We start from the raw sequence: 24251 nt of genomic DNA on the forward strand, positions 1-24251 counted from the left end.
CTCGCGAGACAAGGACACAGCACATGCCCGGTCTACTCCGCGGGGTCGCCCGCACCGCCGTCGTCGCCGGCACGGCGACCGCGGTCTCCAATCGTGTGTCACGACGGCAGGCCGGCCGATGGGCCGAACAGGAGGCCCCCGCAGAGCAGCAGGCCCCGCCTGCGCCCCCGGCCGCACCTGCACCCTCGATGGAGAGCAAGATTTCCCAATTGAAGGATCTCGGAGATCTCAAGGCGCAGGGCGTCCTCACTGAAGCCGAGTTCGAGGCTCAGAAGAGCAAGATCCTCGGCTCCTGAGTGAACTCCCCGGTTCGCCGACAGGACAGGTGTAGTGGGGGGGGGCTCGATCGGAGCTGTCCATGGACCGATATCCTCCCGTTGCCGATCATGGTCTGATCGGTGACCTGCAGACTGCCGCTCTGGTCTCCTCCCAAGGCGTCATCAACTGGTTCGCGGCTCCCCGATTCGATTCTCCAAGTGTTTTCGCCGCCCTGCTCGACCATGACCGCGGCGGATACTTCCTCCTCGCTCCGGACGACGCCAATTCGGTCTGCAAACAGCTCTATTCCCCGGACACGGCAGTCCTGGTGACCCGGTTCATGTCGCCCGAGGGTGTCGGTGAGGTCATCGACTTCATGCCGCCGGACCTGGTACTCACGCCAACAGACCGGCACACGCTGGTGCGGGTGGTGCGGTCCGTACGCGGCCGTGTGCGGTTCTCTCTGGAGTGCAGACCGCGGTTCGACTACGGGCGGGCCACTCATGAACTCGAACTGCGCCCGGAGGCAGCGGCATTCCGGGCGCCGGCGCAGACCGGCTACCTCCAGACCACCTTCCCTCTGGAACGTGACGAGTTGGACGTCCTGGGCGAGGTCGTACTCGACGCGGGCGAGTCGGCTGCCGCCGCGTTCACTGTCTGTGACCCGGACGGTGAGCGGCCCGCCCCCATCACGGTGGAGGGACTCACGGAACAGCAACTCGCCGTGGGTGAGTTCTGGCAGAACTGGCTGCGCAGTTCCCGGTACAGCGGCCGCTGGTCGGACATGGTGAACCGCTCTGCCATCACCCTGAAGCTGCTCACGTATGCACCCACGGGCGCTCCGGTCGCGGCGGCGAGCATGGGACTTCCCGAGCAGGTCGGGGGCGAGCGAAACTGGGACTACCGGTACACCTGGGTCCGCGACGGTTCGTTGTCGGTACGGGCGCTCCTGGACCTCGGATTCGTCGACGAGGCAGCCCGGTTCACGCGCTGGCTCGGCGACCGGATACGCGACCGCGCCGACGCTCCCGGCGAGCGTCTGCAGATCATGTACCGGGTCGACGGAGATCCCGACATCCCGGAGGAGATACTCGATCACTTCGAGGGATACCGCGGCTCGTCCCCGGTGCGGGCCGGGAATGCCGCAATGGACCAGCTGCAGCTCGACATCTACGGCGAGGCGCTCTACGCCCTGGCCGAGGGCCGTGAGGTGGGAGTCCAGACCGGATACCACGGCTGGAAAGGGCTCGCCTCGACGCTCGACTGGCTCGCCGACTCCTGGGACCGCCCGGACGAGGGCATCTGGGAAACCCGCGGCGGCCGCAAGGACTTCACCTACAGCAGGGTGATGTGCTGGGTCGCCTTCGACCGCGGACTGCGTCTGGCACAGGAGTTCAGCCGGCCGGCAGACACCGCCCGCTGGACCGCTGCACGTGACGCCATCCTTGAACAGGTGATGGAACGGGGCTGGAGCGACACGGAACAGGCACTCGTGCAGCACTACGACGGCGACGTGCTGGATGCCTCTCTGCTGCTGATTCCACGGGTCCGGTTCCTGGCCGCCAGGAGCCCCGGGTGGCTGTCCACACTCGACGCGATGGACCGCAAGCTCGTCTCGGACAGCCTTGTCTACCGCTACGATCCGATGGCTTCCCCGGACGGTCTGCGCGGCTCGGAGGGTACGTTCAGCCTCTGCACGTTCCTCTACGTCGACGCGCTCGCCATGGCCGGCCGGACCACTCAGGCGCGCTACGCATTCGAGAAGATGCACACGTACGCCAACCATGTGGGCCTGTTCGCCGAGGAGATCGGCCCGAGCGGTGAGCAACTCGGCAATTTCCCTCAGGCGTTCACCCATCTCTCCCTCATCCTGGCCGCCGCCACTCTCGACGACGCCCTCAACCGGGAACAGGAACGCTGAGGCCATCGACGGGTGTCAGGCCTTAGCTGCCGCGCCCCCGCCGCCCTTCTGGCCACCCCCGTCTCCCTCTTGGCGCTGCGGCTCGGCCGACGGGACGGACGGCCCAACGGGCAGCAGTTCGGTCGTCACGAAAGCGACCACGGCTGACAGGATCACCACGGGAATCGTCTCGGCGTTTCCGAGCAGCAGGACCACGAGAACCACGCTGCTGACCGGCAGCCGCAGGGCGCTGGTCGCGACTGCCGCCATGCCCCCGGCCATGGCGAAGGCTCGCCGTCGCCGCGATGATCACTCCGGGCAGCGCGATCGTCGACACACCCGTGGCGTGCAGACCGGACGCCGGGATGTGGCCGCCCGCGCCGGGCAGATGGGTGACGACCAGTGCCACGACGACTCCGGCGACCAGGAGGAGCGGCAGAGGCCACCACCATGGCGGGGTGTCCCAGTCCAGTGCCTGTGGGAGATCCGTCCACAGCAGCTGTTCGAGTTCATGCAGTCCGGCGAGGAACCAGAAAGCCGCGAGGGAGACCGGAACGCCGATCAGGGCGCAGAACACGAGCGCCTTGAGGTAGCCGGGGCTGCGCAGGATGTCCCTCAGCAGGTCGGCCTCCTGCGGCTGCGTCCCGCTGGCGGATGCCGCTGGTCAAGCGCTCGGCTCCGTCATGGATTCGTTCCCTTCAGGGCACGACTGCGGCCGGTCATGGTTCACGCTCGGTGGAGCCTGAGGCGGACTGGCGCCTTTCCAGCCCGATCTGAACCGCTCCGAAGATGACCTTGGCGATCACGCCCACCAGGATCAGGTCCATGATCATCTGCACGGTGGTCACCACACGGGCTGATTCCGAGGTGGGCACGATGTCGCCGAAGCCGACGGTGGCGAACACCGTGACCGTGAAATACAGCGCGTCGGTACGATTCAACGGTTCGTTGAAGGACGATGTTTGCTCCCGTGCGATGAGGAAGTACGCCGCGGAGAACAGCAACAGGAACACGGGCACAGCCGTAGCCAACGCCTCAAGGGCACGCAGCCGGGGATGCTTGGAAGCGGTGATGGCGACCACCTGCCAGGCGACCAGCACACCGAACACCAGCAAGCCGCCGATCAGTATCAGCGTCGTACCGATGTCGAGCCTTCGGTCCAGGGGAAGCAGGTAGTACAAGGCGGTGAGCAGAGCAACGCAGACCGTCGACCGCAGCAGCGGAACGAGCAACAGCCGGCGCCGTTCTCGGCGGCTGAGGGTGCCGTCGCCCTTCGCTGTCACGGCCCTGGGGACCGGAAGATGTTGCCCGAGGGATCCGGCTCGGATGAGTGGGCTGCCATGAAGCGCTCCTGCGTCTGGTCCCTTGGGGCCGCGAGCGGCAGAGCTGTCCGCCGCTAGTACAGGAGAAGCGGTCCGCGTGAATCGCGCGACCGGAAAACAGCCGGATCGCAGTCCGTTGCTCGAGGCAGGCACCGGGTCCTAGGCCCTGTCCGGTGACGGTCCGTAGGGGATCAGGTCTGCGCACGCCGTGGGGCGGTGCAGAGAGCCCAGATGATGAAGAGGTCGATGGCGATGAGCACGAGAGCCCAGAAGGGGTAGTGCGGCAGCCACATGAAGTTCGCGATCATGGCCAGGCCGGCCACTGCGACACCGATGACCCGCGCCCAGATGGCTCCCTTGAACAGGGCGAGTCCCGCGAGCACGAGGATGATGCCCAGGATCAGGTGGATCCAGCCCCAGCCGGTCAGGTTGAACTGGGCCCAGTAGTTACGGGTCGCGACGAACACGTCGTCCTTGGCGATGGCGGCGATGCCCTCGAAGATCGTCATGACCCCGCCGAAGATCATCAGGACGGCGGCGAACATCATCCATCCACTGGCGAAGCCGCCCGTGTGGGGGCTGTCCGCCGAGCCGTCTTGTCGGACGCCTGCATGAGTGCTCATGTGCGTTCCTTCGACTAGGACGGCCGACGAGCCGAGGTGGCTCGCACGGCCGATCGGGTTAATTCCAGCGTCCACCCCCCGGGCATTGCCCGCACGCGGGGAGCCCGGCCGACCGCGACTCCGACGGCCGACCACATCGCGGACCGGCTCGTCCGACCTCTGGACGGGGGCCGACAGGGCGAAGGAGATCCGCCCAACGGCCAAACGGGGGCCGCGCGAGTGTGCCGCGCCCGCCGGCCGGTGATTCCGAGGCGAACCGGCTCGACGGGTGCTGCGGCCTGCGGACCCGGGGCCACGCACCGAGGAGGCACACCACCGTGAATCCCACCGCGGGCGCAGCACAGGGCGTGATTCCCGCGAACCTGCTGAAGGGCCGGAAGGCGCTTGTCACCGGCGCCAATTCCGGTATCGGAAAGGCGACCGCCATCGGACTGGGCCCCCCGGCTTCGCCACCGGCGGCTGACCCACCTGCTGGAAGTCGTCGCCCGGCCGCGGGGCGCCCTGCGGGATTCCCCGCGGCCGAAGGAAACGATCTACGGCTTGGACGGCTTGCCCTTCGTGCCGATCCAGGTGTGGAACAACGGGTGGAGGTCCTTGCCGGACTGCTGCTCCGACAGGCGGATGAACTGAGCCGTGGTTCCGTGCCCGTTACGGTGCTCGGTCGCCCACGTGCGCAGGATCCGGAAGAACGTCTTGTCGCCGACCGCCGTACGCAGCTTGTGCAGGGCCATGGCGCCGCGCGAGTAGACGGGCGTGTCGAAGATGTGCGCCCCGCTGCCGGGGTTGGCGGGCGGGAACGACCACAGGTCATTGGTCGCCGGGCTGGCGTACAGGGAGTCGAAGGTCTTCTGCGCGCTGCTGCCGCCGTGCTGCTCTTCGTAGAGCCACTCGGCGTACGTCGCGAAACCCTCGTTGAGCCAGATGTCCTTCCAGGTGGTGAGGGAGACGGAGTCCCCGAACCACTGGTGCGCGCTCTCGTGGACCAGGGTGCTGAGGTCCGGCGCCCGGTCGTACACCGGCCGTGCCTGGGTCTCCAGCGCGTATCCGGCCTGCGGGGCGCGGTCGACAATGGCTCCCGCGCCCTTGAAGGGATAGGGGCCGAAGAGCTTGCTCTCCCACGCCAGGACCGACGGCAGCTTCTTGAGGACGGGTGCGGATGCGGCCGCCTCGCGGGGGTCGACGGCGTTGAAGACCTGGATGCCGCCCGGGGCGGTGTACTGCTCGACCCTGAACGTGCCAATCGTCGCCGTGGCGAGGTAGGCGGCCATCGGCTCGGACTGGCGCCAGCGGAACGTGGTGCGTCCGTGGGCGGTCTTCTGCCCGCGGAAGACACCGTTGGCGACAGCAGTGCGTCCCTCGGGGACGGTGACCGCGAAGTCGTACGAGGCCTTGTCCTTCGGGTGGTGTTGGCGGGGAACCACGTCATGGCGCCCTGCGGCTCCCCGGCTACGAACGCCCCGTCGTCGGTGGGGATCCACCCGTCCAGCGAGCCGTCGGGGTCGGTGGCCGGCCCGGGAGTGCCCGCGTAGGTGACGGTGGTGTGGAACCTCTGCCCCTTGCGCAGGGGGTTCTTCGGGGTGACCACGAGTTCCTGTCCATCGCGGCGGAACGCCGCCTTGGCGTGGTTCACCGTGATGCCCGTGACCTTCAGCCCCTTCAGGTCGAGGTCGAAGCGGGTCAGCCGCTGAGTCGCCCGTGCCGTGATGACCGCCCGACCGTCGAGGTGCCGGGTCTTCGGGTCGTATCCGAGGGTGAGGTCGTAGTGGCGTACGTCGTAGCCGCCGTTACCCGCGAGGGCGAAGTACGGGTCCCCCACACCCGATGTGCCCGCCGTGCCGGCCGCCGCCGCAGGCCCGGCTGCCGAGGCAAGCAGCGCCACGACGGCGACGGGGAGGCCTGCCGCGACAAGTGCGTCGCGCCGATGGATGGCTCGGCGCCTGGCGGGCTGCTTGGGGGGTGGCGTCACAGGGGGCTCCTCTGGGCTCGGTGGTGATCAATTCGGCCCAGCTTATGGGTCTCCTCCGCCCCAGAACTCCCTTGAACAGGTCAAGTCCAACCCAGCCGCATCGCGTTGGGGTCAGGGCAGTGTGGAGCCGACGCCTTCCATGTCTCGTGCAGGACCCCATGTGCAGGCATCGCCCTGACTGGTGCACGATCTGGAGGTGCGTGGGCACACCGATGCGCTGATGGGCACGATTGCTCGGCGCCTTGAGCGCGAGGGGGGTTGATCGGCAGATGTCCCGTGGGGCCGGTGTTCGTCATGACGTTCTTGAGAGGGGCCAGACCGGGGGAGGCGAGGCCGTCGGCGACGACGGGCCGGGCGCGGCGCGTGGCGGCGTCCTCGGCCGATCGCGCTCTGCGCTGAGCTGGTTCGCGCGCTTCGTCGGGCGCACGGTGCTGGGCGAGTTGCATGGCGTCATCGTTGAGCCTTTGCAAGGGCTCTTGCGCCGGGGGTTGGGCGGACTCTCGTTGGCATTCCTGGCCACGTTCGGTGTGATCTTCTTCCACGCGATTCACACGACGCCAAGCGGTGCGGTCGTGGTGCGCCTGCTCGGCGAGGTGCGTGCTGACTTGCCGCTGCCACTTGCCCTGTTGCGTACCCCTGTGTCCCTGTTTGTTCCCGCACTCGACCTGCCGGTGTGGGCAGGTATTACGCAGCTTTTTCTGGCGTTCGCGCTTGCCGAACTGTCTCTGGGCCGTACCCGGACGCTGGTGGTCGCGTACGCCACGACTCTTGCCGGGACGCTCAGCGTGCGGGTGATGATCGCGCTCGGCCCTGGCTGGTGGGGGCTGGGGCTGCCGCCCGAGATCGGGCAGGTGCTCGACACGGGGCCGTCCGCCGCGGTGGTGGGCCTGTTCAGCTATATCGCGGTGACCCGGCGGGCGCCTGTTCTGTTCGCCTTCACCGGTGGCTCGATGGTGCTGGAGTCTGTCGTGAAACCCAATCTGGCAGCTCGTGAACACCTGATCGCGATCGGCGCCGCGATCGTCCTGGGGCTGCTTCACGGACGCTTCCGAACTCGTCCGCCGGAGAATGAGGATGGACTGCCGGACGGGGGATGGGCCGGATGGGCGGGATGGCTGCGACGCTTGAACCGTGGTGCTGGGTCGCCTTCCGTGCCGGAGCCACGAAGGGGCATTGAAAGCAGAGTCGAGTGATCTCGAGCGGCTCTTCCCGGAATGCCGTTACTTATGAGTGCCCTTCATGTGCGCAACCAGTGACCGTCTCTGACGCATGATCAAATCTCCTTGACGGTGTAAGAGCCGATCGCGGAGGATTTTTGGTGCAGCGCCGGGACCGACCAGTCCGGTGCGATCTGACATCCTCTGGGGAAGGACGTTCATGACATTCGGCAATACCGCCTGGAAGGCCGCCTTAACGGGTACGGCCGCCCTGACAATGACCGGAATTTTCGCCTCCACATCCATGGCGGCAGAGGCCATGGGAACGACCGCGGTCATCCACACCTCCCGGTCCGCCGCGTATTGGTACCACGGGACGAACACCCTCCACGTCGGCGACTACAAGGCCGACGGCATCGGTGCCCGCGCCTATCTGACATGGGGCGGGAACAAGGTCTCCGTCTACGCCAATGGCGAGAACAAGGGGCAGGACAAGCACCTCAGCATTCGCGAGGGCACCACTGTCTGGCTTCAGCTCTGCTTCACCAAGAATGGCAAGAACTATCAGTGCAGCGCGACGAAGAAGGGCGTCGCCTGATCGTCGCCATTCGCTTCACCTGTGGCGTGGCCCCGTAATCGGTATTACGGGCGCCCCGCCCTCAGGCCCTGCTGAAGAGCTGTTCGAGGACGACAGCCACCCCGTCCTCCTCGTTCGACGCCGTGTGCCGCCGCACCGCGGAGAGCACAGCGGGATGCGCGTTGGCCATGGCGTAGCCGGTGCCTGCCCACTGCAGGAAGGTCAGGTCGTTCGGCATGTCGCCGAAGGCGACCACTTCCGAGGAGTCGATTCCGCGCGCGACGCACAACGCGGCGAGCGTGCTTGCCTTGCTGACACCCGGCGCGCTGATCTCCAGCAGACCGGCCCCGCCCGAGTGAGTGAACTGTGCCACCCCGCCGGCCGACGCTTCCGCGGCTGCGAGCAGGAAGTCCGCGTCGAGCTGCGCGGACCAGGCGAGCAGCTTGGTGATGGGGACATCGGTCAGCCACAGGTCCAGCAGGGAGGGCACGGCCACCTCGGTGTCGGCGGCCCCGGGGAAGCGAAGGCCGAACCCCGGCTCGTACAGGACCTGATGGCCGGTCTCCACGGCGAAGCCCAGTCCGGGTGCGGCTTCCGACAGCACGGTGGCCACCTGGCGGGCGGCGGACACCGCCAGGGCTCGTGTTTCTACGACGGTCCGCACGGCGACGTCGTACACGAGGGCGCCGTTGCTGCATACGGCCGTTCCGACCAGCCCGGTCGCGGTGGTGAGCATGTCGACGAACCGGGGTGGCCGGGCGGTGACGAGGACGACCTCCGCACCGGCGTCGACTGCGCCGCGCAGGGCGCGCAGGGTGCGCTCCGAGAGAGCGCCGCCGCGGCGCAGGAGCGTGCCGTCGAGATCGGTGGCGATCAGCCGAGGAAGATTCATTGACCGATGCTACTGAACTGCCTGGCGCACGCCCTGACTTCCGGTACTTCGGCGACCCTGACCTCTGTTCCTCGAGGGAAGCCGCGCGTAGATTCCAGTCGTCGGCGACGTGATCACTGCATGGGGGAAGACGTGGACTGGGGGACACTCGTCGCGGCGGTCAGCGGTGGCTCCATTGCCATTTCTGGCACCGTACTGGCTGACTACCTGCGCCATCGCCACGAAGACGACCGCGGAGTCGGGGCACGGCGGCGGGCTGTGTACATCGAGTTCATCGCCGCCGCCGGGGCGTGCCACGCGCGGTTGCGCGAGATCGCGCAAGCTCCCGGTGCCGAAGCCGACCTGGACGCGGCCACTCGCGCGGCACTGAGCGATGCCGCGATCTATGAAGTGCGCGAGCGGCTGTTCATCGACGCGTCCGCAGCCGTCGCCGGTGCGGGGCAGGCGATGTTCGAGCAGCTCCGTGCTCTTCAGCGCGCGGTCGCCGCAGGCGCGTCGCTGACCTCACCTGCCTTCCACGACGTCTACCACCCCTACCTCGGCACGGTCTGGAGCTATCGGGTCGCCGTGCGTAATGAACTGGAGGGCCGGTCCCTCTCGCCCGCAGCTTTCGGGTGGGACGGATGGGACGGCAGGGACCGGTGCCTGATCTGCCAAGGCGCGCTCCCCGCGGGGACGTGAACGCGGCGTCCATCGGAGCGGGTCGCGTCCGGGAATGCGGCCGGCCCTTGGCGCGTTGACGCCATCAGCTCGCGAGTGAAAACGAAAACCATCCCTATATGGGGGGTGGGATCCAGCGGAATCGTCTGGAGGCACCTCATGGCACGAAGCGACACCCGACCGGTCATCACGCTGCGCTCGACTGCCGGGACCGGCAGCACATACGTCACGCGCAAGAGCCGGCGCAACGACCCCGACCGGCTGCACCTGCGGAAGTACGACCCCACCCTCGGCCAGCACGTTGTGTTCCGTGAGGAACGCTGACCGGCCCCCTTACGCCGCAGACGACCAACTGTCCCTTCTCACGCGAAGGACTCTCGCATGAAGCCTCGTATCCACCCCGTCTCCCGCCCCGTCGTCTTCCGTGACCGTGCGGCGGGCGCTGCCTTCCTGACGAGCTCGACGGCAGACTCCGCCGAGCGTGTGCAGTGGGAAGACGGCAACAGCTACCCCGTCATCGACGTGGAGATCTCCTCTGCCAGCCACCCGTTCTACACCGGAAACGCGCGGGTGATGGACACCGCCGGCCGCATCGAGCGCTTCGAGCGCCGCTACGCGTCCGCGGCAAGCCGGGGCTGACAGCCGGACGTCCCAGGGTGGGCGCTCGGCCGAGCGCCCGCCGCAGTCCTGTGCGGATCAGAACTGCTCGGATTCCTCGATCAGATGCATCGCCGCCTCCTCCGCCGAGGCGGCGCCGTCGATGCCCACATCGGTAGCGATCAGGTCCTTCTCCAGGCCGGCGTGGGCCCCCTCGTCGGGGGCCACAAGCCGGCCTGCGAGCTCCGACCCGACCTCCTCGTCGATCAGCTCGCCGTCGGTGTCCCAGGCGTCGCCGAGCCCGTCGCCCTCGGGCACATCGACGTCCGGTGTTTCCTCGGCCAGCCGCTCGTCAAGGCTCTCGCCCAGGCGCTGCTCGGCTGCGGTGGTGCCCACCCGCTCCACGCCCCACGGTGCGTCCGGCGGCGAAAATCCGTTGGAGAGGATCTGCAGGGCGGGATCCTCGAGAGTGTCCTCGGCGTCCAGCAGCCCGGCGTCGTCCTGCACCTCGGATCCGTCCGGCTGGTAGACCTCGTCACCCATGGAGCTCTCGGTCATGTCTCCTCCTCACGGCGCCGTACTTCCAGTTTCCGCCACGCTGCGGCGCCGGGCGCCCCGGGGCGGACTGTTCTGCACGCCCCGGGTCGGCCTTCATCGCAGTGTTGCGGCGAGCTCCGGGAGGTAGCCGGCCAGGAAGCCCAGGTCGGTGGCGCGCGCGAAGTTCGGGTGGCCGCGGTGCTCGGGCAGACGGGCCAGTGCCTCGCGGCCGAAATAGCTGCCGCCGCCGGCCCCCGTGGGCCGGGTGGGCTCGCCGGTCCAGTCAGGCTTGGCTGCGGCCAGGGGCAGGCAGCGCTTGAACAGGTCGTGGCAGGTTTCCAGACCGCGGCGCAGCACCACGTGGTACGGCTCGTCGGGGCCGATCGGATAGGACTCGGCGGCCAGGGTCCGGCCGGTGTCGATGCCCTCGTCGACGTGGTGGAGTGTCGCGGCGAACTCCCGCTCGCCGCGCAGCATCGCGTATACGAGGGCCACCTCGGGCAGCCCGCGATAGGCAGGCAGGGGCCCATGGTGGACGTTGAGGATGCGCAGCCCGGTGGAGAGGACCGGAGCGCGGAAGATCATCCGGTTGTTGACCGACCAGACAAGGCCGTCCGTGCTGGCGGCGGCCAGTTCGGCAGCGACCGCGTTGACGTCCGCCGCGGCCAGGAAGGGCACGTCGGGCCCAGCCGTCCGCGGGGCGGCAGGGCCGCAGACCAGGTCCACGGCCAGGCCGCTGTCCAGTGTGTGCTGTACGGCGCGCCGGAGCAGCGCGCCCTCACCGACGAAGATCACGACGTGCTCCGCAGGTCGTCGACGGTCTCGACGACCCGGCCGAGCGTCAGATTCTCGCTCAGGGACCCGAGCCGGGCCAGGAACTGCTGCTCCATGGCCTTGCCCAGCAGTTCGTCGCCGAGCGCGGCCAGCATCTCCAGGACGGCGAGAGAATCGCCGCCCAGCGCATGGAAGTCGGAGGAGGCATCGAGGCGCGTGGCATCGCAGTGCAGAATGCGGGACCAGATCCCGGCGATCACGGCCGTAGTGCCGGGCCCCGGAGCACCTCCGGTCCCTTCCGGGACGGCCGGCCTCCCGGGTTCTGCGGCTGCTCCGTCGGCTTCATCGAAGGGATTCGGCAGCGCGTTGCGGTCGGTCTTGCCGCTGGCCGTCACCGGCAGCCCGAGCACCGCACACACCACCGACGGCACCAGGTGGGACGGCAGGGTACGCTCCAACTCCGCCCGTACGGCTGCCTCGTCGATGACCGCCGTACCCTCGGCGGGAACCACGTAGGCGCACAACACCGGCGGGCCGGCGGGGTGCCTGCGGCGGGCGACGACCGCGGCCTGCGCGACGTCCGGCAGCGCAGTGAGCGCCGCCTCGACCTCGGCCGGCTCGACCCGGTGACCGCGGATCTTGACCTGCGCGTCGATCCGGCCCGCGTACTCGAGCTGTCCGTCCGGCAGCCGCAGCACCAGGTCGCCGGTCCGGTAGGCGCGCCTGCCGTCGGGGAGGTAGACGAAGCGGTCGGCTGTCAGGTCGGGTCGGCCGAGGTAGCCACGGGCCAGTTGAACACCCGTTACATACAGCTCGCCCAACTCGCCGTCCCGGACCTCGTGTTGCTGCTCGTCAAGCACGGCCACCGAGGTGCGGTGCACCGGCACTCCGATCGGCGCCGACGCGCGTGAGGAGTCGTCGCCGACGACGGCGACGGTACAGGCCACCGTCGCCTCGGTGGGACCGTAGATATTGACGATCAGACAGTCGGGCCCGAAGGACGCGCGTGCCCGCCGGCTCGTGGCCGTGGTCAGGTTCTCGCCGCCGGCGTGCAGCGCGCGGATACCCGCCGCACGCAGGCCGAGCCGGTCGGCGAGTTCGAGGTGGGTCGGGGTCAGGGCCAGGGTGTTGGCTCGCAGCCCCGAGTACATCTCTCGCAGTTTGACGTGGTCGAGTTCGCCGGGCACTGGTACGACGGCGCCACCGTGCAACAACGGCGGAAAGATCTGCATCATCGACAGGTCGAAGCCGGGCGAGAAGGAGTACGCCGCCCGCGTCTGCTCGTCGCACCGCAGGAACGGGGCTATCCAGCCGACCACGTTGACGAGGCTCCGGTGCTCGATCTGGACGCCCTTGGGCTTGCCGGTGGAACCCGAGGTGTAGATGACGTACGCCAGATCGTCCGGGCCGGGAGCGGCAGCGGCGATTGCTGCCAGGGCGTGCTCGTCGGCTGTCCCGTCGCCACGTGCGACGTCATCGAGGAGGATCGCCGCGCAGCCTGCCCCCTCCACCTTGTCGGCCGAGGCCGCCTCCGTCAGGCAGAAGCGGACCTCCGCGTCGTGCAGCAGCTCCTTGACCCGCTGCGCCGGATTGCGTACGTCCATCGGCAGGAACGCAGCGCCCGCCTTGAGGACACCCCAGACCCCGGCCAGGCCGAGCGCCGAGCGGTCGGCCAGCACGCCCACCACCTCGCCGCGCCTGACCCCCCGGGCCAGCAGCGCGGCCGCGACGGAGTCCGAGCGGCGGTCCAGATCCCCGTACGACCACGGCAGACCGTCGCCGATCACGGCGGGTGCGTCCGGCCGCCGGGCGGCCTGCGCCCGGAACAGCTGCACCACTGTGGTGTCCAGGGGCGTAAGCCCGTCAGGTCCGGGTGCGAGCAGTCGGTCGGCCGCGCAGGGCTCCCGGGGCGGCGCCACCGGCGGCGCGTACGAGGAGACTGGTACGGCCGCGCCCAGCGCGGTCTCGATCCGGTCCAGCAGCAACTCGCAGCGCTCGCCGACATCCGCGGCCCCGCGGGCGGAGATCACGAGTTCCGTGTGATCCGGCAGTTCGAGCAGAGCGATGCTGACAGGAACCAGGGGTGCATGCACCGGAAGGGCGTACACGGTCGTCGCCGTGAACTCCCCGGTATTGAAGTCCTCGAGCGCCAGTCGGCCGGCGTTGGACACGATCGCCGACGCCAGATAGCGGTGGCGGGCGTACGAGGCGGCGCGCGAAGCGCCGACCAGCGCCGCGGCCGCGGGCAATGGCAGCCGCGCCAGCGCCGCCTCCGCCCCGGCCGCCAACTCCTGCCGCGCGGCCAGGGCGTTGAGCAGCCGCCGGTGTACCGCATCACTGCCTTGCCCGGCCGGGACGTCGAGGAACACCGGCAGCGCCAGGTTGGCTGTCGACGACACGGTGGGAGCGTGCCGCCGCAGATCCACGGGGATCATGATCCGGGCCGACGAACCGCCGATGGTTCCGGCAACCGCCGACGCCACCTTCGCTGCCAGCGCGGCGTGTCGGCCCGGAAGCGTACGCCGCCGCCACACCGAGCCGCTGCCCGCACGGCCGCCCAACGGCGAGCGCTGATCGAGCCCGAGGCGGGGCCGCTGCCCGACTCGGCCGAGCCTGTCCAGCAACTGATAGTCCGCCAGGGAACCGGCGGCGCCGTGCAGCGGATCACCGCGGAGAGCGCGGAAGACCTCGGCTGCCCAGATCGCCGTCCCCTTGAGGTCCATCACGGCGTGGGGGGCGCGGAACACCACGGTGCTGGGTTCGCCGGTGAGAAGCAGCACCTCGCAGCCGGAGCGGCCTTCCGCCTCGGCCGGCGGACCGGTGAGCTCCGGCAGGCCGGTGAACGTACTGCGGTCGAAGGCCCGACCGTCGGCGACGACGACCCGGGCCGGCAGTCCACTGTCGACCCACATTCTTCCGCGCCGTACGAGCCGCGAGCCCGGGCACGACGCCGAGGCCCGCGCCACGGCGCGGCTCAGGGCCAGGGCGTCGATCGGCCCGGTTCCCTCGACCACGAGCTGGAGCACCAGCAACTCGCCCAGGCGGGCGGCGGCCAGATAGGACCACTCGGTCGGGGAAACGGGCCGGCGGAAGGCGGTGCGGCCCACGGGACCGGCCCCAGGACCCGCCCCAGGCTCGATGCCCGTGGCGGCTTGCTGCGCGGTCATGGCTAAGTCACCTTCCTGATGAACTCGTTGACGCCGCCGATGCTGTCGATCCAGGCCTCGAGCCGGGCCATCCCCGCTTCGTGGTCCACCCGCGGAGCCGTCAGATCCCGCCGCGCCGCCGATATGTCGTACGTCGCCGAACGGGTCAGCAGAGCCAGCGAGTAACGGGACAGCGGAGGCGAGGAGTGTTTGGCCAGCGGCGGCAGCTTCCAGACCATGTCCGCAGTGAAGGCAACTGCGCGCAACAGGCCGTGGGAGACGCGCTTGGTCGGAGGCTTGCCGCCGAACCGCTCGGCGAGGCCTGCGAGCGTGCTCCAGATCTCCACAGGCTGCTGGTCGGCGATGAAGTACGCCCTGCCGCCGACCCCTTCGGCCCGCGCTGCCCGCACGCAGGCATCGGCGGCGTTCTCGCAGTAGCACAGCGAGGCGTACACCTGCCTGCCGCCGGAGAGGTCGGGCAGGCTGCCCGTCATCATCTTCGCGAGCAGCCGCGGCATGAAACCGGAGTGGTCGCGCGGGCCCCACACGGCGCGCGGGCGCAGCGCGACGGTGGTGAAGTCCGCGCGGTCCGCGGCCAGTACCAGGCGTTCCGCTGCGGCTTTGGTCTCCGAGTAGAGATTGAGGTGCCGCGCGGGGAAGGGCTCGCTCTCGTCGATGTCGAGCTGGTCACCGCCGCGTATGCCCATCAGCGCGCTGGGGCTGCTGATGAAGACGAAGCGTCGTGCCCCTGCTTCCCGGGCCGCCGACATGAGGCGCTTCGTGCCCGAGACGTTCTCGTCCCAGAACTGGGCGCGGGTACCCCTGTCGGTGACCCGGGCCGCGCTGTGGTGCACCGAATCGATGCCGTCCATCGCCCGACCCAGCGAGGCGGCGTCGCGCAGGTCGCCGTACGCGAACTCGATGCCTGCGACGGCCCGCAGATGGCTCAGGTCGCTCTCTTTGCGTACCAGAACCCGCACTTCGTCGCCGGCGCGTGCACAAGCGTCGACGATATGGCTGCCGAGGAACCCGGACGCGCCCGTCACCAGCACCTTCACGCGGCGACACCCTTCCTCTTGCTGCTGCGTGGACGCCACCACGTCGCTCCGAAGAGCATCGTGAGCGCGGCTGTCGCCCAGGGCTTTCGTCCGGTGCCGAGTTCCTCCTCAGCGTGCAGCGCGGACGGTATCTGGACCGCGTGGACCACGACGCTCAGGAAGGCGTCCAGCCACCAGAGGGCGGTGAGAGCCACATGGTCCAGGGGCAGCAGCGGCCAGGCCGCCAGGTACGCCCAGCCGAGCAGCGGTACAGCGCGCAGCGCACGGTCGGCCGCCGTCGGGCGGCGGCTTCCGGTGAGCTGGTCCTCGGCCCATCCGGCGAGCAGCTCCCGGCGGATCTTGGCGTTGTGGCGGATGTCGACGGGGAACGCGGGGTGCGGCAGGAAGTCCGCGATCGCCTTGGTGATCGGGTTGTTCGCGCCCAGTTCGCGCAACTCGCCCTCGATGGAGGGCCATTGCTTGCGGTCGGTGCCCGGTGCCAGTTCCACGCACAGCACCGGCCGCTGCTCGCCGTACGGGCCGAAGCCCACCAGCGCCGTGCGCTGCACCTGCGGGTGGGTGTTGAAGACGCTCTCGCATCGGACTGTGTGGAGATCGCCGTCGGCTGCGCGGACCCGGTGACTCTTGCGCCCGCAGAACCAGAGCCGTCCCTCACCGTCGATCCAGCCGACATCGCCCGTGCGGTGCCAACGACGCCCGCCGTCCTGGATCTTGTGCTCGGCGTCCGCCTGGGGTGCTTGGAAGTAGCGCGGGCTGACTGCCTGACCGCTGACCACGATCTCGCCCATCTCGCCGGCTGCCACAGGCAGTTGGGGTGTCCATCGGGGGATCGGTCTGTCGCTGACTTTGATCGTGCGGACCGACGTGCCGGGTGCGGGCCGGCCCACGCAGACACCCAGGCCCTCAGCCGGTCCTGCCGCTGGTCCGGCCAGTGCTTCTCTGCTCTCCACCAGAGCCATCGGCAGTGCCTCGGTCGACCCGTAGGTGCTGAACACGCGTGCCTCGTCGGGAAGTACGGCGCGAAGCGCGCCCATCAGCTCCGGGCTCACGGGTGCGCCGCCGGAGACGATCAGGCGCAGCGACGGCACCTTGGCGCCGGACTCGGCCAGATGGGCGGAGAGGGGACCCAGCAGCGCGGGGGAGGCGAACATGGCGTTCACGGAGAAGCGTTGGATCGCGTCGGTCAGCAGCGCGGGGTCGGCGGCGCCGACACGGCCCATGTTCATCTTCGGCACCACGGCCGTGCGCCCCGCCGCGAGGTCGAACACGCCCATCAGGGGCAGGGTGACCAGGGTGCTGTGCATGTCGGCGGTGAAGTGGCCGCCCTCGACGCCGTAGGCCATTCCCCGCAGCATGCCGACGGTGAGCTCGACCGGCTTGGCCGGGCCGGTACTTCCGGTGGTGTAGCCGATCAGCGCGAGGTCGTCGTGCCCGGACTCCAGCGGAGGCAGCTGCGGCAGGCGAGCACCGAGGGCGGTCAGCTCCTCAAGTGCGGTGCCGCTGCCGCGGCCCACCTTGATCAGGCTCTGCACTCCGGCGAAGGCACGCGGGCGCAGCCGCCGCAGGATGTGTGCGGACGGTACGCCGATGAATGCCTGGACACCCACCCGGTGGATGCAGTCCAGCATGCGGCTCAGCCCCATGCCGGGATCGACCACCACGGGAACCGCGCCGACGTGCATCAACGCGAAGGCCAGCGTCAGCAGGTCGACGCCCGGAGTCACCAGCAGGGCTGTACGGGTGCCGCGGCCGATGCCGTGCTCCTCCAGTGCGGCGGCGCAGGCGGTGACCCGGGAGGCGAACTCGGCGTAGCCGACCGAGGCGTACGCCGGTCGGCCGGCCGACTCCATCCGGTCGCCGTCCGGGTGGATGACGGCCGGCTTGTCGGGCGTACGGATGGCGTGCCAGGCAAGCAGTTCGGTCAGGAACGCGTCCTGGCGCAGTGCGGTCGTGGTGCCGGGCATCAGCGGGCGGCTCCGTCGTTCTCGTCGGCCAGGTGGTAGAGGGACGCTGCCGAACTCAGCCCGGCGCCGATGGTGAGGAAGAGGATCCGGTCGAAGCCCGCGAACCTGCCCGCGTCCTGGGCCTGGCGGAAGCCGTAGGCGAGTGCCGAGGTGTGCGGGTCGCCCTGCACTCCCTCGACGGTGACGGCGGCATCGGATGCCATCCCCAGGCGCTTGGCGAGCTGGGCGGGGAAGTCGGGCGAGGGCTGTGAGGTGATCAGCAGGGTGCGGTCGAGGACGGCTGCCGCCGTGTCGGCGTCGGTGCCGTACTCGGCCGTGAGGCAGCCGCGTACCGAGTCGACAGCGAGGTCGAGCATCCGCTCCAGGACGCCGCCGTCGCGGTCGACGACGACGGTGTTACGGCCCTCGGATCCGGCCTCGTACAGGGGCAGATACCCGTTGACGCCGTGTGTCCCCGGCGCCGACCGGTGCTGCACGCGGCCGAAGCCGCGGGCGTCGTCAGTGCGTTCCAGCAACAGCGCCGCGCCGGTGCTCGCGTACGGGAACTCGGCAGTGCCCGCCTTGGAGGGGTCCATAGAGGGATGTGTGTCGGCGGAGACCACCAGCACCCGGCGGGCGCTGCCGGTTGCCAGCAGGGCGCCGGCCGCCTGAACGGCGTTGAGGACACCGCAGGCGCCGTTCATGAGGTCGAAGGAGAACGCGGCCCGGCGGTCGGGGGCGTGGAGGTATTCCAGGTTGATGCCGATGCGTTTTTGGATGAGTGCGGCGACGGACGGCTCGGAGATGTTGGAGTCGCGGTAGACGCCGACGTTGATCAGGACGTCGACGTCCGCGGCGGTGAGCCCGGCCTGCTCCAGGCAGGCGCTGCCCGCCGATGCCGCGTATCCGATCGCGCTGCCTGTGTCGTCGGCCGGGCTGAGCGCGGTGGAGGTGATGACGGTGGCCATGGTCATACCTCCAGGGAGGAGACGGTCGCGGACAGGAAACCGGTCACCACACCCGAGGCGGCGGGCACCAGGAGGATCTTGGATCCCTTGGGTATCCGGCGTTCCGCGAGTGCCTGGTGCAGTACCAGGTAGTGAGAGGTGGTCGCGGTGTTGGAGAGCTTCTCGACGACCGAGAGCGACTGCGGCATCGGCGCATCGAAGATGCTCTCGCCCACCTGGTTCATGAAGTCGATGAACCGGCTGCCGACCTGGTGCTGGACGACGAAGTCGTATCCCTCGTCGGCGAATTGGCGATCGTTCTCGGCCAGCTTGTCGCGGTGGAAGGTCGGCCACAGTGAGAGCCTGTCCTGGGCGTGCATCTCTTTGTTGTTCGTGTACATGGCCAGATCGCCGGTGTCGTCACTGGGCATGCCGATGCACAGGTGCGAGTACTCCGAGGAGGTCATCAGCTCGATGTCGTGGATGACGTCGGCTTCGTCGGTGGCGCGATCGACGACTACGGCGACGGCGGAGTCGCCCACGGAGAGGGACGCGAACTGGGGGTCGCGGCTGTCCTCCATCTCGCGCGCGGCAGTGAAGGCGATCGGGGTGATGTGCTCCCCGCTGAGTACCAGGCCGTTGCGCACCTCACCGGACCGGATCATCCGGTCGAGCAGATGGACGCCGGTCATCATGCCCGCGCAGGCGTTGGAGACATCGAAGTGAATGGCGGAGACTGCGCCGATCTCCTTGGCGATGCGGTGGGCGAACGACGGCTCGAACTGGTGGCGCCGGCCGTCGGTCGTGCGGCTGATGGAGCAGGAGATCACGACGTCGATCTCGTCCGGGGCGTAGCGCGAGCGATCCAGGCAGTCGCGGGCCGCGGAGACTGCCATCGTGAGGCAGTCCTCGGGGATATCGGCAGTGTCGTCCGCGACGCGGCGCTCGGCCATTCCCGTAATTTTGAAGAGGTCGAACTCTGGCGTTTTCTCCATGCGGGTGAGGAGTTCCGGAGTACTCATCACAGCCGCGGGGAGATATGCCCCGATGGACTCTAATCGACTCTTGTGCACAAACCCCTCCTGGTGGTTCCTTGTTCACGCGGGCGCGCCGACAGGGTTGAAAACTCAATGAATTCTGGATTCACTGCCGAGGCGAGAGCCGGCCTGGTCAAAGGTCATGAAATCCCCGGCTTCGGCGCGCCGCCGGGATGACGTTAGCGCACTGCTCAGGGGGGTATGACACTGTGCGGCTGTGATGATTACCACTCAGTAGCTACGGGGCGTTGCAGAGTGTGATGGCCAAAATCTTGCGGCCATTATTGCGTCAGGATGTCGGCGCTGTTGCGGAATAGCGGAGGAGTCGGAGGGCGGGAACCTGCTGTGGGCGGAATCGCGCCCGAGCTGCGCTGCGCACCTCGCCGCACCTGCGCGTGCGGGGAACAAGGACCTGGTTTTAGTGATCGCCAATTGTGGACAATCCGCGGGATGTTTCTGTCCGGATCTCGATCATGCGAATGTCGTGTTCTGCCCTTTTCCTCTACGTACGGACCCTGACCGCAGGCGCTCCGCCTACGGTGCGGGGAACTGCGCAACCGCGAGCACGGTGCCGTCGGGCGCCAGCAGCCGGGCGCCAGTCACGGTCGAAGGGTCAACGGCGGCCGGGGCGCCCCAGTATCCGTAGCCGTCCGCCAGCGAGAACGAGCCGATGGGAACCGTGGTGCCGTCGGAACGTATGAGCCGGCAGTGAACTGGTCCGCTGGCCCCGTCGAGGTCGACGGACATGTACACCCAGCCCGGCGAACCCGGGTAGGCGAATATCCGGCCCACTTCGTGGCCGCCCGCAACGAGGGGCGCCTGCAGCAGAGGTCTGTTCACCTGGGCCGTTTGCGAGGAAGCTGTGGTGCTGTGGTCGACGGCCGTACTGATGGCCCAGCCGCCGAAGCCGAAGGCAAGCGCCAGGGCCGCCGCGGCGGCTGCGACGCGCAGGCGCAACCGCGGGCGCCGGCGCGTCGCCGACCGGGACGGGTTCAGCCGGTTCATCACCCGGGTCTCGAAGCCGACCGGCGGCTCAGTGCCCGGAAGCAGACCGAGCAGGCCGTCTCCGACGAGGGTCAGCTGCTCGACCTGTTCCCGGCAGCCGGGACAGCGGTCCAGGTGTGCGACCGCCTGGGCCCGCTCCCTGGCGGGCAGAGCGCCCAGCGCCAACTCCGGGCCGAGCTCGGTCAACTGATCGCACGTCATGCTGATCATCGTCGGCTCACCTCGGCTCCCAGCGTTGTCCGCAGTTTGCCCATCGCCGTCCTGATCCTTGTCTTGGCCGTGCCCAGTGGAATCTGCTCGAACTCGGCGATCTGCTGGGCGGTCATTCCGTAGATCCCCGCCATCACCAGGGCACGGGCCTGTTCCCGTGGCAGGGCCGCCACCGCCATCCGTATCCGGGCCGACGTCTCGTCGGCGAGCGCCCGCTGCTCGGGGGTGTCGGTCACGACGTCGAGGAGGGCGTCCAGGTCTTCGGGCGCGACGGGACTTGCTCTGCGGCCGCGGACCGCGTCGATCGCCAGGTTGTGCGCGATGATCGTCAGCCAGGTCTTCACGGACCCGCGGCGGGAGTCGTAGATCTGGGCATGCCGCCACGCCCGCTCGAACGTCTGCTGTGCGATGTCCTCGGCGAGCTGGAGATCGCCGACAACCGCCATCGCGACGCCGAAGACCGTGCGCTGGAAGCGGCGCACGAACGCAACCTCGATCTCCGGATCGGCCGTCGTCAGTCCGGACAGCAGCGCCTCGTCCGATACGCGCCCCAGAGGCAGGCCCATTCTCTGCATACCAGTGGATACGGCTCACTTCCCCAAAGGGATTGGTCCGCCAATCCCTCGGCGCGGTTCATCCGTAACTACTGCTGCACTGAACTTCTGCGGAGGGCTGAGTCATGACATGCACACTCACTCGCAACCGCGTGGTGCTGGGGCTGGCAGCCGGAGCGCTGGCGGGCGTACTCGCAGGCTGCGGAAGTGGCAACGCAGGCGGACACGGAGGTGGCGCGAAGACTTCCGCACCGCCGGAGAGCTCCGCACCGCCCAAGAGCTCCGCACCGGGAGTGACACAGGTCAAGGCAGACCTGACCGACTTCCACATCGCACTGTCACAGACAACGTTCAAGGCGGGCGACTACGCCTTCGTGGCCAAGAACAGCGGCCATCACGACCACGCCCTGGAGATCGAAGGCCCCGCTGGAGAGCACCGCACCAAGACCCTCGCTCCCGGAGCATCAGAGACGCTCAAGGTGACCCTGAAGTCCGGCACGTACGAGGTCTACTGCCCCGTCGACGCGCACAAGGACATGGGGATGAAGACCGAGATCACCGTGGGCGGTGCTGCCGCACCCGTGAACACGACGCCGTCGCAGAACAATGGCTACTGAACGTGTGGTCGCCACGATCGCCCTCCGACTGGCCGGTGCCGGGCTGACCGCGGCGATGGCCGCGATCCACCTCGCCCTCTGGGACGACGGCTACCGGGACCTGGCCACCATCGGCGTGCTCTTCCTGCTCAACGGCATCGTTGGCGGCCTGCTGGCCCTCGCGCTGCTGGCCACGCCCACCCGATACGTCGGCGTTGCGGCCGCCCTCGGAGCGCTCTTCACGGCCGGTACCCTGGCCGCGCTGATCATCAGCCTCACCTCCGGCCTCTTCGGCTTCCATGAGTCTCTCGACGCGGAGTTGGTCCGGGGCACCATCGTGGTCGAGTCGGCAGGGATCATCGCTCTGGCGGCACTGGCCCTGCTCGCCCGCCCGGTCCAGGTGGCTAAACAGGCGCATCGGCCCGGTACTGGGCCATCTGGTCGACGAGAGCCTGCACGGCGTCGGGGCCGAAGCACAGAGTGAGGTTTGCGGCGGATTGGGCGGCGGAGTGCTCGCTGCGGGGGAAGAGGGCCTGCTCGTAGTCGGCAAGGGCCGTCTCGGTGTCGCCGGGGCGGGCGGCGATCGCGGCCGCGAGTTCAGCGCCGTCGAGCATGGCGAGGTTCGCCCCTTCGCCGGCGAAGGGGGACATCAGGTGGGCGGCGTCGCCGAGCAGCGTCACGCCGGGCGTCCGGTCCCACCGGTGCCCGACGGGCAGGGCGTGGATCGGGCGGGGGACCAGGGCGCCATCGGCGTCGGCGATCACCGCACGCAGCCGCTGGTCCCAGCCGTCGAAGTGCTCCAACAGGATCCTTTTCGCTGTGTCGGTGTCGGTGAAGTCGATGCTGCTCACCCAGTCGGCTGTCGTCCTGAGGGCGATGTAGGCGTGCACGGTGCCGTCGCTCTCGAGGTGGGTGAGGATCCCCCTCTCCTCGGCGAGCGCGAACATCAGGCCGCCGCCGACGAGTTCGGCGGTGTCGGGGTGGTGGGTCGCGGCGTCGGGCAGGTCGGATTCGACGAAGGAGACGCCGGAGTAGACAGGCGTGGCCTCGGAGAGCAGCGGGCGGATCCGCGACCAGGCTCCGTCGGCCCCGATGAGCAGGTCCGTGGTGAAGGTGGTGCCGTCGGCGAGTGCCACCTCGTGGCGCCCGTCGCCCAGGGGGCGGGCACCGGTGACCTTGGCGCCCCATCGGATCGTGCCGGTGGGCAGGGAGTCCAGCAGGATGCGGCGCAGATCGTTCCGGTTCACCTCGGGCCGGTCGCCCTCGGCGTCGTCCTGCAGCCGTACGGTGCCGTCCTTGTCGAGGATGCGCATGGCCTCGCCCCCGGGATGGACGATGGCGCGGAACTCGTCGAAGAGGCCGGCGGCACGCAGCGCGGCCTGGGCGGAGTCCTCGTGCAGGTCGAGCATGCCGCCCTGGTCGCGGGCGGCCGGTGAGGCCTCAAGATCGTAGACGGCCGGATCGATCCCGTGGACGTGCAGCACACGGGCAAGGGTGAGGCCGCCGAGACCGGCGCCGACGATGGCTATGGAGTGGTGCAGGGACACGTGGTGCTCCTGAGGGTGAGGGGAAAGGTCGGTGGTTATGCCTGCCGGTCCTCGGGCGGACCGGCATTCGGTCGGGGCGCGGCCGACACTCCGCTGATCAGTACGCGGAAGCCCCAGGCCAGGCGGTCCGGGCCCGACCCGGACAGCAGCTCGGTGGCAAGGCCGGCGATGTGCGGGTGCCGGTCGCGGGAGGCGCCGTGCAGTGCGGCGGTCAGCGTGTCCCAGTCGTCCTGGGCGTCGACGGCCTGGTCCCTGGTGGCCTGCTCGGCGGCGGTCGCGGTCGCGAACTGCAGAAGCAGGTCGAGCGCCCACGCCGCCCTCTCGGGCGGCACGCCGCCCTCGCTCAGCAGCGCGAGCACGGTCTCCACCAGATCCAGGTAGTGCTCCCCGGAGGGGCGGGCCACCAGCGCCGACCGGGCCAGTCCGGGGTGCTCGAACAGCACATGCGTGTACGACGTCAGAACGCGCACGAGCCGATCACGCCAGTCCCAGTCGTCCCCGGCGGGGGTCAGGTCCACCGTGCCGAGCAGCTCGTCGAGGACCGCCGCGTGCAGCTCGGCGGTGTTGCGGACGTAGACGTAGAGCGAGGCCGGGCCCGTGTCGAGCTCCTGCGCCAAGCGGCGCATGGTGACTCGCTCCAGGCCCTCGGCCCGCATCAATTCGACGGCGGTCGCGACGATCCCGGCCCGTGCCAGGGCAGGCTTGGCGGGCCGTTCTCGGCGGCTGCGAGGTTCACGGGCGTGTGCTGTCATGCCTTGAGGGTAACGAACATGTTCGTAGCGAACAAGCTCGTTACGAACATGCTCGGTACACAGCAGGCCTGACCGCGGGCGCCGCCCGGGGTGTGCCCTTCTGCGCTGCATGGTGGGTCTGGTGTGCGCTGCTGTGGCTGTGGGTGTCAGGATGAAGCCATGAGTAACGTGTTTTTCGACATCACCATCAATG

General features: G+C 69.1%; 24 protein-coding genes and 2 pseudogenes. 10 read left to right on the forward strand and 16 right to left on the reverse strand.

Features of this window, described 5'->3' with window-relative positions:
• Positions 1 to 23: 23 nt before the first annotated feature.
• Positions 24 to 296, forward strand: a complete 273-nt coding sequence (locus tag ABZS64_RS23140) for an SHOCT domain-containing protein (protein WP_355832704.1) — start codon at positions 24 to 26, stop codon at positions 294 to 296.
• A gap of 62 nt (positions 297 to 358) precedes the next feature.
• Positions 359 to 2179: a glycoside hydrolase family 15 protein gene (locus ABZS64_RS23145; protein WP_355832707.1), complete on the forward strand. Its 1821-nt coding sequence runs from the start codon at positions 359 to 361 to the stop codon at positions 2177 to 2179.
• A gap of 15 nt (positions 2180 to 2194) precedes the next feature.
• Here ABZS64_RS23145 and ABZS64_RS23150 read toward each other — a convergent pair whose 3' ends face one another.
• The 3 genes from ABZS64_RS23150 to ABZS64_RS23160 form a co-directional block, all read right to left on the reverse strand.
• Complete coding sequence (locus ABZS64_RS23150; protein ID WP_355832710.1) at positions 2195 to 2428, reverse strand: hypothetical protein; 234 nt, start codon at positions 2426 to 2428, stop codon at positions 2195 to 2197.
• 449 nt (positions 2429 to 2877) lie between these two features.
• Positions 2878 to 3390 (reverse strand): potassium channel family protein, encoded by a 513-nt coding sequence (locus ABZS64_RS23155; protein ID WP_355832713.1) that lies wholly within the window; start codon positions 3388 to 3390, stop codon positions 2878 to 2880.
• A 281-nt stretch (positions 3391 to 3671) separates the two neighbouring features.
• Positions 3672 to 4028 carry a hypothetical protein gene (locus tag ABZS64_RS23160; protein ID WP_355832783.1) on the reverse strand — a complete coding sequence of 119 codons (357 nt, stop codon included), beginning with the start codon at positions 4026 to 4028 and terminating at the stop codon, positions 3672 to 3674.
• Between the two features lie 392 nt (positions 4029 to 4420).
• On the opposite strand from ABZS64_RS23160, the pseudogene ABZS64_RS23165 reads away from it, so the two are divergent.
• Positions 4421 to 4540 (forward strand): annotated as a pseudogene (locus tag ABZS64_RS23165) (sugar dehydrogenase); the annotation flags it as partial.
• Between the two features lie 96 nt (positions 4541 to 4636).
• Here the strand turns inward: ABZS64_RS23165 and ABZS64_RS23170 are convergent.
• Positions 4637 to 6030: pseudogene (locus ABZS64_RS23170) on the reverse strand (M1 family metallopeptidase).
• A gap of 308 nt (positions 6031 to 6338) precedes the next feature.
• Between ABZS64_RS23170 and ABZS64_RS23175 the strand changes: the two are divergent.
• Positions 6339 to 7262 (forward strand): hypothetical protein, encoded by a 924-nt coding sequence (locus ABZS64_RS23175; protein WP_355832715.1) that lies wholly within the window; start codon positions 6339 to 6341, stop codon positions 7260 to 7262.
• 184 nt (positions 7263 to 7446) lie between these two features.
• Positions 7447 to 7824 (forward strand): hypothetical protein, encoded by a 378-nt coding sequence (locus tag ABZS64_RS23180; protein ID WP_355832718.1) that lies wholly within the window; start codon positions 7447 to 7449, stop codon positions 7822 to 7824.
• Positions 7825 to 7885: 61 nt separating this feature from the next.
• Here the strand turns inward: ABZS64_RS23180 and ABZS64_RS23185 are convergent, their stop codons facing one another.
• A complete protein-coding gene (locus ABZS64_RS23185; protein ID WP_355832721.1) occupies positions 7886 to 8695 on the reverse strand; it encodes an HAD hydrolase family protein in 810 nt (269 codons plus the stop codon).
• Positions 8696 to 8815: 120 nt separating this feature from the next.
• Here ABZS64_RS23185 and ABZS64_RS23190 point away from each other — a divergent pair, with 120 nt between their 5' ends.
• From ABZS64_RS23190 to ABZS64_RS23200, 3 genes are all read left to right on the forward strand, one after another.
• Positions 8816 to 9376: a CchlQ gene (locus ABZS64_RS23190; RefSeq protein ID WP_355832724.1), complete on the forward strand. Its 561-nt coding sequence runs from the start codon at positions 8816 to 8818 to the stop codon at positions 9374 to 9376.
• Positions 9377 to 9514: 138 nt separating this feature from the next.
• Positions 9515 to 9679: a 50S ribosomal protein L33 gene (gene rpmG / locus ABZS64_RS23195; protein ID WP_355832726.1), complete on the forward strand. Its 165-nt coding sequence runs from the start codon at positions 9515 to 9517 to the stop codon at positions 9677 to 9679.
• A gap of 57 nt (positions 9680 to 9736) precedes the next feature.
• Positions 9737 to 9994, forward strand: coding sequence for a type B 50S ribosomal protein L31 (locus ABZS64_RS23200; protein ID WP_355832729.1), 258 nt, complete (start codon positions 9737 to 9739; stop codon positions 9992 to 9994).
• Between the two features lie 57 nt (positions 9995 to 10051).
• Here ABZS64_RS23200 and ABZS64_RS23205 read toward each other — a convergent pair whose 3' ends face one another.
• The 9 genes from ABZS64_RS23205 to ABZS64_RS23245 form a co-directional block, all read right to left on the reverse strand.
• On the reverse strand, positions 10052 to 10510 hold the full coding sequence (locus tag ABZS64_RS23205) for a DUF5709 domain-containing protein (RefSeq protein WP_355832732.1): 459 nt from the start codon (positions 10508 to 10510) through the stop codon (positions 10052 to 10054).
• Positions 10511 to 10603: 93 nt separating this feature from the next.
• The gene (locus ABZS64_RS23210) at positions 10604 to 11284 is read right to left on the reverse strand and encodes a formyltransferase family protein (RefSeq protein WP_355832735.1); all 681 of its coding nucleotides are present in this window, start codon (positions 11282 to 11284) and stop codon (positions 10604 to 10606) included.
• The gene (locus tag ABZS64_RS23215; protein WP_355832737.1) at positions 11281 to 14430 is read right to left on the reverse strand and encodes a non-ribosomal peptide synthetase; all 3150 of its coding nucleotides are present in this window, start codon (positions 14428 to 14430) and stop codon (positions 11281 to 11283) included. Before ABZS64_RS23215 ends, ABZS64_RS23210 begins: the two co-directional genes overlap by 4 nt.
• Before the next feature lie 2 nt (positions 14431 to 14432).
• Positions 14433 to 15467 carry an NAD-dependent epimerase/dehydratase family protein gene (locus ABZS64_RS23220; RefSeq protein WP_355832739.1) on the reverse strand — a complete coding sequence of 345 codons (1035 nt, stop codon included), beginning with the start codon at positions 15465 to 15467 and terminating at the stop codon, positions 14433 to 14435.
• Positions 15464 to 17431, reverse strand: a complete 1968-nt coding sequence (locus tag ABZS64_RS23225; protein WP_355832742.1) for a fatty acid CoA ligase family protein — start codon at positions 17429 to 17431, stop codon at positions 15464 to 15466. Before ABZS64_RS23225 ends, ABZS64_RS23220 begins: the two co-directional genes overlap by 4 nt.
• Positions 17431 to 18378, reverse strand: coding sequence for a hypothetical protein (locus ABZS64_RS23230; protein WP_355832744.1), 948 nt, complete (start codon positions 18376 to 18378; stop codon positions 17431 to 17433). The genes ABZS64_RS23225 and ABZS64_RS23230 overlap by 1 nt, the downstream gene beginning before the upstream one ends.
• 2 nt (positions 18379 to 18380) lie before the next feature.
• Positions 18381 to 19352 (reverse strand): 3-oxoacyl-[acyl-carrier-protein] synthase III C-terminal domain-containing protein, encoded by a 972-nt coding sequence (locus ABZS64_RS23235; RefSeq protein ID WP_355832747.1) that lies wholly within the window; start codon positions 19350 to 19352, stop codon positions 18381 to 18383.
• A 576-nt stretch (positions 19353 to 19928) separates the two neighbouring features.
• Entirely contained in the window at positions 19929 to 20609 is a 681-nt protein-coding gene (locus tag ABZS64_RS23240) for a zf-HC2 domain-containing protein (protein ID WP_355832750.1), read from the reverse strand.
• Positions 20606 to 21184: a sigma-70 family RNA polymerase sigma factor gene (locus ABZS64_RS23245; protein WP_355832753.1), complete on the reverse strand. Its 579-nt coding sequence runs from the start codon at positions 21182 to 21184 to the stop codon at positions 20606 to 20608. The genes ABZS64_RS23240 and ABZS64_RS23245 overlap by 4 nt, the downstream gene beginning before the upstream one ends.
• Positions 21185 to 21288: 104 nt before the next feature.
• On the opposite strand from ABZS64_RS23245, the gene ABZS64_RS23250 reads away from it, so the two are divergent.
• Entirely contained in the window at positions 21289 to 21780 is a 492-nt protein-coding gene (locus tag ABZS64_RS23250) for a plastocyanin/azurin family copper-binding protein (RefSeq protein WP_355832755.1), read from the forward strand.
• Positions 21770 to 22243: a hypothetical protein gene (locus tag ABZS64_RS23255; RefSeq protein WP_355832758.1), complete on the forward strand. Its 474-nt coding sequence runs from the start codon at positions 21770 to 21772 to the stop codon at positions 22241 to 22243. The genes ABZS64_RS23250 and ABZS64_RS23255 overlap by 11 nt, the downstream gene beginning before the upstream one ends.
• Here ABZS64_RS23255 and ABZS64_RS23260 read toward each other — a convergent pair.
• Together ABZS64_RS23260 and ABZS64_RS23265 are read right to left on the reverse strand one after the other, a co-directional pair.
• On the reverse strand, positions 22164 to 23306 hold the full coding sequence (locus ABZS64_RS23260; protein ID WP_355832761.1) for an NAD(P)/FAD-dependent oxidoreductase: 1143 nt from the start codon (positions 23304 to 23306) through the stop codon (positions 22164 to 22166). The genes ABZS64_RS23255 and ABZS64_RS23260 overlap by 80 nt on opposite strands.
• A 35-nt stretch (positions 23307 to 23341) precedes the next feature.
• Entirely contained in the window at positions 23342 to 24058 is a 717-nt protein-coding gene (locus ABZS64_RS23265) for a TetR/AcrR family transcriptional regulator C-terminal domain-containing protein (protein ID WP_355832763.1), read from the reverse strand.
• Positions 24059 to 24251 lie beyond the last annotated feature (193 nt).

Origin of the sequence: Streptomyces sp. NPDC005408 (assembly GCF_040606445.1) — a bacterium.
GTDB lineage: Bacteria > Actinomycetota > Actinomycetes > Streptomycetales > Streptomycetaceae > Streptomyces.

Bases quoted from the DNA above. Each gene is read 5' to 3' on its own strand.
- ABZS64_RS23140 (WP_355832704.1), top strand. From the start codon at position 24: ATGCCCGGTCTACTCCGCGGGGTCGCCCGCACCGCCGTCGTCGCCGGC.
- ABZS64_RS23145 (WP_355832707.1), top strand. From the start codon at position 359: ATGGACCGATATCCTCCCGTTGCCGATCATGGTCTGATCGGTGACCTG.
- ABZS64_RS23150 (WP_355832710.1), bottom strand. From the start codon at position 2,428: ATGGCGGCAGTCGCGACCAGCGCCCTGCGGCTGCCGGTCAGCAGCGTG.
- ABZS64_RS23160 (WP_355832783.1), bottom strand. From the start codon at position 4,028: ATGATGTTCGCCGCCGTCCTGATGATCTTCGGCGGGGTCATGACGATC.
- ABZS64_RS23175 (WP_355832715.1), top strand. From the start codon at position 6,339: ATGTCCCGTGGGGCCGGTGTTCGTCATGACGTTCTTGAGAGGGGCCAG.
- ABZS64_RS23180 (WP_355832718.1), top strand. From the start codon at position 7,447: ATGACATTCGGCAATACCGCCTGGAAGGCCGCCTTAACGGGTACGGCC.
- ABZS64_RS23185 (WP_355832721.1), bottom strand. From the start codon at position 8,695: ATGAATCTTCCTCGGCTGATCGCCACCGATCTCGACGGCACGCTCCTG.
- ABZS64_RS23190 (WP_355832724.1), top strand. From the start codon at position 8,816: ATGGGGGAAGACGTGGACTGGGGGACACTCGTCGCGGCGGTCAGCGGT.
- rpmG (WP_355832726.1), top strand. From the start codon at position 9,515: ATGGCACGAAGCGACACCCGACCGGTCATCACGCTGCGCTCGACTGCC.
- ABZS64_RS23200 (WP_355832729.1), top strand. From the start codon at position 9,737: ATGAAGCCTCGTATCCACCCCGTCTCCCGCCCCGTCGTCTTCCGTGAC.
- ABZS64_RS23205 (WP_355832732.1), bottom strand. From the start codon at position 10,510: ATGACCGAGAGCTCCATGGGTGACGAGGTCTACCAGCCGGACGGATCC.
- ABZS64_RS23215 (WP_355832737.1), bottom strand. From the start codon at position 14,430: ATGACCGCGCAGCAAGCCGCCACGGGCATCGAGCCTGGGGCGGGTCCT.
- ABZS64_RS23225 (WP_355832742.1), bottom strand. From the start codon at position 17,431: ATGCCCGGCACCACGACCGCACTGCGCCAGGACGCGTTCCTGACCGAA.
- ABZS64_RS23230 (WP_355832744.1), bottom strand. From the start codon at position 18,378: ATGGCCACCGTCATCACCTCCACCGCGCTCAGCCCGGCCGACGACACA.
- ABZS64_RS23235 (WP_355832747.1), bottom strand. From the start codon at position 19,352: ATGGAGAAAACGCCAGAGTTCGACCTCTTCAAAATTACGGGAATGGCC.
- ABZS64_RS23240 (WP_355832750.1), bottom strand. From the start codon at position 20,609: ATGATCAGCATGACGTGCGATCAGTTGACCGAGCTCGGCCCGGAGTTG.
- ABZS64_RS23245 (WP_355832753.1), bottom strand. From the start codon at position 21,184: ATGCAGAGAATGGGCCTGCCTCTGGGGCGCGTATCGGACGAGGCGCTG.
- ABZS64_RS23250 (WP_355832755.1), top strand. From the start codon at position 21,289: ATGACATGCACACTCACTCGCAACCGCGTGGTGCTGGGGCTGGCAGCC.
- ABZS64_RS23255 (WP_355832758.1), top strand. From the start codon at position 21,770: ATGGCTACTGAACGTGTGGTCGCCACGATCGCCCTCCGACTGGCCGGT.
- ABZS64_RS23265 (WP_355832763.1), bottom strand. From the start codon at position 24,058: ATGACAGCACACGCCCGTGAACCTCGCAGCCGCCGAGAACGGCCCGCC.